Here is a 9,721-nt window from a genome sequence, read left to right as displayed (position 1 = left end):
TACTTGCTCGTTGTTCATATCATTCATTCTCCTTTTATAAGTTATCTATATGTAATTTCTAAGAAATGATTAGTTCATAGTTTTCATGTTAACGTTACATTAAAATTAATTACGTAACGTTTGTAACATTAATGTAACATAACTATTATTACGTTGCAATATAATTACGTAAATTTTATTACACTTTTTTTACGTTTTTTTTAATAAACACTCAAAAACCTTGTTTTAATGCGTTTTCTACTACAATCACGTTTGTAACACTAGTGTAACATTACAGTCATAAAGCGAAATATAATATTATTCATCTCTATTTTGTTACAAAACAAAGTGAAACTTCAATCAGCGAGGGTTCCATTCCCTACTGGTTATTCCCCCTCACCAATCGAGCTTTTACTGGCAATTAATGCGGGATAAAATACTATCTTTCCAAGATAAGTTTATATGTTTCCTCTATATAACTATGTATAATGGAAACAAAGAGGTGGTCATTTTGAAATTAATCGCACTAGATATGGATGGTACACTACTATCATCTAATCTTGAAATCTCCAAAGAGAACTTACAAGCTATCCAAACCGCAAAAGAAGCTGGTCATATTGTAATGATTTGTTCTGGCCGCGCGAAAGAGGATGCTTTAAAATTATTGGAAGAATATAAACTATCTCTTCCAGTTGGAGCAAGCAATGGGGCAATTGTTTATGTGGACGGAAAAGTAATTAACTCGCGTTGTTTACAAAATGATAAAGTATACAAGCTTGCAAAATTACTAGAATCTGAAGGTTTCCCATATAAGTTGTACACAAATAAAGGGGTTTATTCTCCTTATACATGGCAAGGTCAAGTCATGCAGGCATTCGAAGAAAATAAACATACACTAGATGTTACACTTGAGGAACTTGAAAGAATTACAGAAAAACAAAAGAAATCTAACTTAATTACTGATTTCCAAAAAATAGAGGATGTCGTAAATAATCCAGAATTAGAAATATCTAAATTCTTCATTTTAACATTTAATGCTGCTCATCGTTCACAGCTATTACAAACTTTACAAGAAGATACGGACATTTCAGTTACGGCATCAGCTCCTACTAATGTAGAAATTATGGATAAGCATGGTCATAAAGGCAATGGTTTGCAAGAAATGGCAGCTTATTTCAATATACCAATTGAAGATACTGTTGCAATCGGCGATAACTTTAATGACGTGCCAATGTTACAAGTTGCTGGTTTATCTATAGCAATGGGAAATGCCGAAGAAGATGTAAAAAAACTATGTGACGTTGTAACATTAACAAACAATGAACATGGTGTTGCTCATGCAATCGAGCAATTTGTATTGAAACAAACTTCATCTAGTAAATAAAAAAAGGACTCTTTCACTTTTGGAAAGAGTCCTTTTTTTACACATGGTGACAAGCAACAAAGTGATTTTCACCAACATTACGAAATTCTGGTACATTCGTTTTACAAATATCTGTAGCAAAAGGGCAGCGTGTATGAAAACGGCAACCTGACGGCGGATTTGCCGGACTTGGAATATCCCCTTCTAGAATAATCCGTTCTCGCTTAACCGTTGGATCCGGTATTGGCACTGCTGATAATAATGCTTTTGTATATGGATGAAGTGGATTCGCAAATAACTCATCACGTGTTGCTGTTTCCACAATAGTTCCTAAATACATAATTCCAATTTTCGTACATAAGTGCTCCACAACACTTAAGTCATGTGAAATGAATAAATAGGACAATCCCTTTTTCTCCTGTAATTCACTAAACAAATTAATGATTTGCGCTTGAATAGATACATCTAATGCCGCAACAGGCTCATCAGCCACAATAAATTCTGGATCTAATACCATTGCCCTTGCAATAACGATACGTTGACGTTGCCCACCGGAAAACTCATGAGGGTACCGGTCAATATGATACGGCGCTAAACCACATAACTCCAATACTTCTATCACCTTTGCACGGACATTTTCTTTCGTCGCTAGTCCGTGAGCCAACATTGGCTCACCAAGCGCTTCTCCAATTCTCATTCTTGGATTTAATGAGCTAAATGGATCTTGAAAGACGAGCTGCATATTAGGACGATGCTTTCTCAGCCCCTCTTTTGATAAAGCATGAACATCTTGACCTTTAAATTTCACTTCTCCTTCTGTTTTTTGAACGAGACGGAGAATTGTTTTTCCTATCGTCGTTTTCCCACTTCCAGACTCTCCTACAAGGCCAAACACTTCTCCTTTATCAATTGTAAAGCTTACCCCATCTACCGCTTTCACATGTCCAATCGTTCTACTAAATACGCCGCCCTTAATCGGAAAATACGTTTTTAAGTTCTTCACTTCTAATAATGGTTCACTCATTGCCCAGCACGCTCCTCATATAACCAACAAGCTACTTTATGATCCTCGTCATGCACATTAAGATTTGGCACTTCATTTTTGCATATTTCCATGCAATGTTCACAGCGGCCACTAAAGTAGCAAAACTCATCTAAGCCAACTAAATTTGGAACTTGCCCTGGGATAGAATAAAGTTTATCTGTTCGTTTCCCCATTACTGGTTTTGATTTTAGCAACCCTTGCGTATATGGATGTTTCGGATTTTGAAATATCTCTAGTACCGGTGCCTCTTCAATAACTTTTCCGCCATACATAACGACAACGTAATCGGCCATTTCCGCTACAACACCTAGATCATGTGTAATTAATAAAATGGACGTTTTAAATTCCTCTTTTACTTGTCTTAGTAAGTCTAATATTTGCGCTTGAATCGTAACATCAAGGGCCGTTGTCGGTTCATCAGCAATTAATAACTTTGGATTACAACTAAGTGCAACAGCAATCATAATACGTTGTAACATGCCACCGCTTAGTTCGTGCGGATAAGAATGGACAATTTCATCAGCACGAGCAATACCAACTTTACGAATTAATTCAATTGCTTTTTTGTATGCTTCGTTTTTGCTAAGTAGTTCATGCTCTCTTAACGTCTCAACAATTTGCTCTCCAACAGTGAAGACTGGATTAAGCGATGTCATCGGTTCCTGGAAAATCATCGCGATATCATTTCCTCTTAAATTACGAAGTTCTTTCTCTTTCATTCCTAAAAGACTTTTTCCTTCATAAAGAATATCACCACCAACGATGCTGCCAGATTCAGCAATAAGTCCCATAATAGATAAAGCCGTTACACTTTTTCCGCAACCCGATTCGCCTACTACACAAACTGTTTCACCTTCTTGAACTGAAAAGCTAACATGATTGACAGCCTTTACTGTACCTTCTTCCGTCTGAAAATGTGTTTGTAAATCCTTTAGCTCTACTACTGCTTTACTCATGCTTCCTCACCTACCGCTTCATCTTTGGATCTAATGCATCACGAAGTGCATCGCCAAGTATATTAATTGATACAACTGTTATAAAGATTGCAAAACCGGGTGGGATCCATAACCACGGACGCTTTTGGAAATCGATTAATGAGTTTGCTGCACTAATCATATTTCCCCACGATGGTGTAGGCGGGACAACACCAAGGCCTAAGTAACTTAGTGCAGACTCTCCTAAAATAGAACCCGCAACACCTAATGTTGATACAACAATTAATATCGGCAGAACATTCGGGATTAAGTGATATACAATTTTCCGGTAATCGTTTATCCCGAGCACATCAGCAGCTTGCATAAACGATTGTTCTCGTAGTGATAAAATTTGACCTCGTACGAGGCGTGCAAGTCCTGGCCAACCTACTAAACTTAAAATGATCATAATGACATAAAGACGATAATCAGATGGTACTTTCCATTCTGATAAAATAGCTCCCATTATAATAAGTAACGGTAATCCTGGCATTGACATTAAAATATCAGCAAGACGCATTATAATATTGTCGACGATGCCACGGTAAAAACCTGCAATAGCTCCTAATAAAGCGCCTAGTATAACGGATAACACCATTGAGGCTAAGCCAATTGTTAATGAAATACGTCCCGCTTGCATAAGTCTCGTTAAAATATCTCTTCCTAATTGATCTGTACCGAGCCAATGAGAAAAACTAGGTGGTTTATTAATTAGCGTAACTTGTATTTTCCCTGATGCATACGGCGAAAAAAATGGACCGATAAAACAAAATAAAAACATAAAAACTAATGCATAAAACCCTATAAGTGCCATTTTATTTTTCTTTATCCTTTTAAAAGCTTGCCTCCACGGCGATGATTCATTCCGTCTTTTCTTCTTTGCCTTTTTCTCTGTAATTGCTGTAACAGTTTCCATCTCATTCCCCCCTTACTTCAACCGAATACGTGGATCAACAACTGCATATACAATGTCTGCTAAAAAGTTTGAAACGATTGTTAAAACTGAAAGGAACATCGTAAATGCCATCAATACTGTATAATCACGGAAATTAAGTGCTTCTAATTGAATATTACCGATACCTGGCCAGTTAAAAATTTGTTCAATAATAATTGCCCCTGAAAATAAGCCTGGTAATTCAAAGGCTAATAAAGTAATCGCCGGCAAAATTGCATTTTTTAATGCATGCTTATAAATAACGGTCTTCTCCTTTAAACCTTTTGCTCGTGCTGTTCGTATGTAATCTTGTCTCACAACCTCTAACATACTCGTTCTAAAATAACGAGTTAATGAACCTACTCCAAGAAGGGTTAAAATAAACACCGGTAAAACCATATGCTTTGCAACTTCTATTACGTAAGCTAATCCAGTCGAATTACTCCCGACATCAATCATTCCGCCTATCGGTAACAGCTTAAAGTCAACCGCAAACACTTTAATTAAAAACAAACCGATAAAGAATGAAGGGAACGACATTGCTGCAAAGACACCAATTGTTACAAGTTTATCGAATAAAGAATGTTGCTTCGTCGCCGAAAATACACCGATAATAAGTGCAATTAGCCAAATAAAGAACAATGCAATAAATGCTACACTAAAAGAATTCCAAATAAATTTATTTAATAGTGATGTTACAGGTTCTTGATATTGAAGCGAGAAGCCAAAATCCCCTTGCAATGCATTACCTAACCAATGAAAATAACGCTCAACAATCGGCTTGTTCAACCCATACAATTCCCTAAGTTCAGCTGCTCTTTCTGGTGTAATCTTTGGATTCGAATCAATATAATCCCCTGGAAGAAGCGCAAACAGGAAAAAGATAATAATTGATGTACCAAACAGTGTAGGAATCATTTGCAACAACCTACGAACAATATATGTTTTCACCCTTTTTCTCTCCAATCTTATGCTTAAAATAGAAGAACATTTTTTCGAATCAGCACATTACTAGCCGAATGAAAAAATGTCTTCTATTTATACACTCTTCTCGTTATTTTTCAAGTGATAATACTGGTAAGTTTGCGCTAATACTGTTGTATTTTTCAGAGTCAATGCCTTTTAAATTCCCGTTGTACCCTGTAATTGTTCTACGGTAGTTTAATAGAATTACGGGTGGGTCATCACTTAACTCTTTATACAATTCTTTATAAATAGGTTTACGTTTTTCAATATCAACTGTCTCAATACCCTTTTTAATTAACTCATCTACTTTCGCATTTTTATAACCAAGACTCTTCTCATTGACACCAGACAAATATTCACCAGCTGTTTCACTCGGATCACTTGTAATCGGTGTCGAAACAGAAGCTAAATCATAGTCACCTTTATTTACCTTCGAAAGCATAGTATTAAAGTCCATAAATTCAGGGTTAAATTCTACACCTATTTCTTTATAATTCTCTTTTGCAATTGGAATTAATAAATCACTATCTTTAGCCGAACTTGGGCCGAAATAAGAAAGCTTTAATTTTTGACCATCTTTTTCACGAATTCCATCCGAACCAACTTTCCATCCTGCTTCATCTAATAATTTTTTCGCTTTTTCTTTGTCGTATTCATATTTATTAACTCCTTCTTCCGTATAAGCCCAAGAAGTTGGATGAATTGGTACATTAGCTACCGTACCGTATCCTTTCAATGCTGTATCAACATATTTTTTACGATCTAATCCGTAAATAAGTGCTTGACGAACCTTTTTATCCTTTAAGTACGGCTTATTATTATTCATATAAATATAACTAAATGATGCTGCTGTTTCGATTTGGATATTTGCAAATTCTAAAGCCTTAGCCTGTTCAAGAACTTCGTCACCAGTACCTAGGCCAGTGTAGTCAACCTCACCTGTTTGGAATAATTGAAGCTTCGTATCACCAGAAGTAATTTTATAAATGAAGTTTGGAATTTTCGGTTTACCTGCATAATAATTTTCATTTGCTACAAATCGAACTTCTTGCCCTGGGATATACTTTTCAAATTTATATGGACCCGCAGCTATCGGTTTTTCATATAACGCTTTTAAGTAATCTAAACTTGCATTTTGTTTATAATCTTTTCCATAATAAGCTTTTGATAACACCTCTCCACCTAAAGCTGTTAGTGCCTGTGAATTAACTTTTTCAGTTGTAATTTTAATTGTCTGTGGATCAACAACTTGAATTCCTTCAATAGAATTTGCTTTTCCTTCTTTATATTCTTTACCGCCTTTAACAGCATATTGAGAAATGTCTTTGTCACCTTCATATGCCTTATCATGTAAAAGCGTCAATGTGAACGCTACATCATCTGCTGTTAATGGTGAACCATCGCTAAATTTCAAATCTTTACGTAAATGGAATGTATATGTTAACTGATCAGAGGAAATATCCCACTTCTCAGCTAATTCTGGAGTTGGCTTTCCTTGTTTATCTGTAGATACAAGAGATGCAAAAATAACTGAAGTGACGTTTCCATCCCAACCATTTTGTTGGAAATATGGTAAAAATACGCCGCCTGGTTTACTAATACCAACTACTAACGTATCTTTTCTATTCTTCGCTTTATCTGGTACTTTCGTCTTATCTGTCGCAGCAATCTTTTCAACTTTTATATTTTTTAAATCTTGCTGTTTAACTGGTTCTGTAGAAGCCGTATCCTCCTGTCCCCCGCAAGCAGATAACACAAACGAACTACTCAGTAATACTGAAAATAAACCAGCCCATTTTTTTGTCTTTTTCTTCATTGTCCCCACCCTAACTTTTTTTTAATAATTAAACCTTATGAACTGCTTGCCTTATGTATGCCTCCCACAGCAACATTTTATAGCCAATCGGAAAAGTCGGTTTTAAACGTAAAAAAAGATGTTTTTGAGGGGTAACAATCTTATTCCGACCTTTCTGGTAGACTTTATGGTTATTAGCTTATATCTTTCAGTATATTTTGTCAATTATTTCTATATAAATATTTTGAGAGTTCTCCAAAAATTATTGAGCAATATTCAATTTAGGTAAACTTAACAATATACCATTATAGTTATCTTCTTGTAATCCTTGAATTCGTGCGTTGTGAGCAGAAACGACTTTACTATTGTTTAAGAAAATAACAGGTGGATCTTCACTTAACTCTTGATATAGTTTTTTATAGATTTCTTTTCGTTTTTCAATATCCAATGTTTCTAATGCCTGCTTAGCTAATTCATCTACTTTCGGATTATGATATCCATCATAATTACGCTTACTTGTCGAAACAAACTCCTCAATTGTTCCGCTCGGATCATCAATCATCGGTGTGGAGACCATTGCTAAATCATAATCTCCTTTAATTACCTTGGAAATCATCGTATTAAAGTCCATGTATTCAGGGTTGAAATCTACCCCAATTTTTTTATAATCCTCTTTCATAACGGGGATCATCACATCATTGATTTTACTTGCAGAAGAGGCAAAATAACTTACCTTCAATTTTTGGCCATCTTTTTCACGAATTCCATCTGAACCAGCTTTCCAGCCAGCTTCATCGAGCAATTTCTTCGCTTTTTCTAAATTATATTCGTATTTATTGATTCCTTCTTCTGTATACGCCCACGAAACTGGTGTAATTGGTACATTAACAAGTGAAGCATAACCTTGGAAATACGTATCAATTACTTTTTGGCGCTCTAATCCGTAAATAAACGCTTGGCGTACACGTTTATCTTTAAAGTAGGGCTTCTTATAATTCATTTTAATATAGCCGTAAGAACTTCCTGTATACACATTAATATTAGCGAAACCTAGATCTTTTAATTGCTCAATCGTTTCCGCATTTGTCGTGAAGCCATCATAATCTACTTCTCCCGCTTGAAATTGTTGCAAATTCGTATCACCTTTTGTAATTTTATAAATAAAGTACTCAATCTTCGATTTACCTTCAAAATAATTTTCATTTGCTACAAAACGAACTTCTTGACCTGGAATATATTTATCTAGTTTATAAGCTCCTGCTCCCATCGGTTTTCCGTATAACTCTTTTAAATACTCTAAATTTCCTTGCTTATATTCTTTACCGTAATAAGCTTTTGATATAACTTCTCCACCAATTAACGATAATGTTTGGGCATTTACCTTTTCAGTTGTAATCGTAATTGTTTTCGGATCGATGACTTGAATCCCCTCAATAGATGTAGCCTTTTCTTCTTTATATGCTTGTCCCCCCTTTATTGCTGTTTGACTTATGTCCGTTGCTCCGCTATACGCCGGGTCATGTAGTAACGTTAATGTAAATGCTACATCATCTGCTGTTAACGGCGAACCATCACTAAACTTTACATCATCGTTCAAATAGAACGTATATGTAAGCTGATCCTCCGAAACATCCCACTTCTTCGCTAGAATTGGAATTGGTTTCCCTTCCTTATCTAATCCAACAAGAGGGGCAAAGATTGCTTGCGTTATATTACCATCCCATCCATTCTCCATAAAATGCGGAAGGAATATCCCACCAGGGCTTGGCATTCCAATTACAAAAGTATCTTTTCTTTCCTTTGCCTTTGCTGGACTTTTTGCTTTGTCACTCGCTTTAATAAATTCATCTTTCACTTTTGGTACTTTCGCAGATTCGTTTGTACTTGCTTCTTCTTGACCACATCCCGCTAGTAAGACTGATACACTAAAAAACGTAGCAAGCACTCCTTTAAAAGTCTTTTGCATCATTTTCACCTTTGCTTTCCTATTTTTTAATTATGTAGTAACATACCTCTCCTTCCTGTAACTATCTTTATTTTACCTATAAAAATAGTATGAATTAATTTCAAGATTATTCCTTTCTCTTAATCATGTCAATCCTTCCCCCACATTTCATCATGCAAAACATAAAAAACTGATTCTATTCGTTCATTATGAAACATAGAATACTAATAACAAATGACCAAAAAGGGGGCGAAAATATGGACAACCTATTCCAATATGTCCTGCACTATATATTATTAACAATTATGATAGTCGGGGCGCTATTACTATTCCCGTTCTTCCCAAAGTTCGTCCTCTTTTTAGCTTTTTTCGTTATGCTCGGAATTGCAATTACAATCTCAATGAGGGAAGAAGATACAAAAAAAGAAAGCAGCGTCCAGCGCATAAAGCTGTAACTCTGCTTTCTTTTTTTATCTTCAATCCCCAAGTCTCTATTACACACACTTATGTCTTGGGAAATAATTAGCCAATACTTTTGCAATTACTCTTATCAAAAAACTTCTAATAACGTTTAGTTTCCTTCTTCCATTTCATATGTTTCACAACCTATGAAAATTGCGTAACAAAAATTCATCAAAATTACTGTTTCACGTGAAACACATTTTTTATTTATCCCTTACGTAAAATATTATTATAAAGTCAAACTTTAATCAGTGGGGG

8 protein-coding genes are annotated in these 9,721 nt (G+C 35.4%); 2 read left to right on the top strand and 6 right to left on the bottom strand.

All coding sequences use genetic code 11. The annotated features are described in order from the left end of the window. The first annotated feature begins 490 nt into the window (after nucleotides 1-490). Nucleotides 491-1,363, top strand: coding sequence for a Cof-type HAD-IIB family hydrolase (locus V7038_RS24675; RefSeq protein WP_002113410.1), 873 nt, complete (start codon nucleotides 491-493; stop codon nucleotides 1,361-1,363). Between the two features lie 37 nt (nucleotides 1,364-1,400). Here the strand turns inward: V7038_RS24675 and V7038_RS24670 are convergent, their stop codons facing one another. From V7038_RS24670 to V7038_RS24645, 6 genes are all read right to left on the bottom strand, one after another. After that, entirely contained in the window at nucleotides 1,401-2,366 is a 966-nt protein-coding gene (locus tag V7038_RS24670; protein WP_070138736.1) for an ABC transporter ATP-binding protein, read from the bottom strand. Continuing rightward, nucleotides 2,363-3,343, bottom strand: a complete 981-nt coding sequence (locus tag V7038_RS24665) for an ABC transporter ATP-binding protein (protein WP_335695781.1) — start codon at nucleotides 3,341-3,343, stop codon at nucleotides 2,363-2,365. The genes V7038_RS24670 and V7038_RS24665 overlap by 4 nt, the downstream gene beginning before the upstream one ends. 10 nt (nucleotides 3,344-3,353) lie before the next feature. Then, nucleotides 3,354-4,277, bottom strand: coding sequence for an oligopeptide ABC transporter permease (gene opp4C, locus V7038_RS24660; RefSeq protein WP_000451059.1), 924 nt, complete (start codon nucleotides 4,275-4,277; stop codon nucleotides 3,354-3,356). A gap of 12 nt (nucleotides 4,278-4,289) precedes the next feature. After that, on the bottom strand, nucleotides 4,290-5,246 hold the full coding sequence (locus V7038_RS24655) for an ABC transporter permease (protein ID WP_002113406.1): 957 nt from the start codon (nucleotides 5,244-5,246) through the stop codon (nucleotides 4,290-4,292). Between the two features lie 103 nt (nucleotides 5,247-5,349). Beyond that, nucleotides 5,350-7,077 carry an ABC transporter substrate-binding protein gene (locus V7038_RS24650; protein WP_002113405.1) on the bottom strand — a complete coding sequence of 576 codons (1,728 nt, stop codon included), beginning with the start codon at nucleotides 7,075-7,077 and terminating at the stop codon, nucleotides 5,350-5,352. Between the two features lie 241 nt (nucleotides 7,078-7,318). Then, nucleotides 7,319-9,022: an ABC transporter substrate-binding protein gene (locus V7038_RS24645; protein ID WP_335695780.1), complete on the bottom strand. Its 1,704-nt coding sequence runs from the start codon at nucleotides 9,020-9,022 to the stop codon at nucleotides 7,319-7,321. Nucleotides 9,023-9,258: 236 nt separating this feature from the next. On the opposite strand from V7038_RS24645, the gene V7038_RS24640 reads away from it, so the two are divergent. After that, nucleotides 9,259-9,456, top strand: coding sequence for a hypothetical protein (locus tag V7038_RS24640; RefSeq protein ID WP_070138733.1), 198 nt, complete (start codon nucleotides 9,259-9,261; stop codon nucleotides 9,454-9,456). Nucleotides 9,457-9,721: the final 265 nt, after the last annotated feature.

The organism is Bacillus sp. JJ783 (assembly GCF_036963225.1).
GTDB classification, from domain to species: Bacteria; Bacillota; Bacilli; order Bacillales; family Bacillaceae_G; genus Bacillus_A; species Bacillus_A cereus_U.
This window is presented reverse-complemented; position numbering and strand designations above follow the sequence as displayed.

Coding starts and splice junctions, on each gene's coding strand:
- V7038_RS24670 (WP_070138736.1), bottom strand. CDS start 2,366: ATGAGTGAACCATTATTAGAAGTGAAGAACTTAAAAACGTATTTTCCG.
- V7038_RS24665 (WP_335695781.1), bottom strand. CDS start 3,343: ATGAGTAAAGCAGTAGTAGAGCTAAAGGATTTACAAACACATTTTCAG.
- opp4C (WP_000451059.1), bottom strand. CDS start 4,277: ATGGAAACTGTTACAGCAATTACAGAGAAAAAGGCAAAGAAGAAAAGA.
- V7038_RS24650 (WP_002113405.1), bottom strand. CDS start 7,077: ATGAAGAAAAAGACAAAAAAATGGGCTGGTTTATTTTCAGTATTACTG.
- V7038_RS24645 (WP_335695780.1), bottom strand. CDS start 9,022: ATGCAAAAGACTTTTAAAGGAGTGCTTGCTACGTTTTTTAGTGTATCA.
- V7038_RS24640 (WP_070138733.1), top strand. CDS start 9,259: ATGGACAACCTATTCCAATATGTCCTGCACTATATATTATTAACAATT.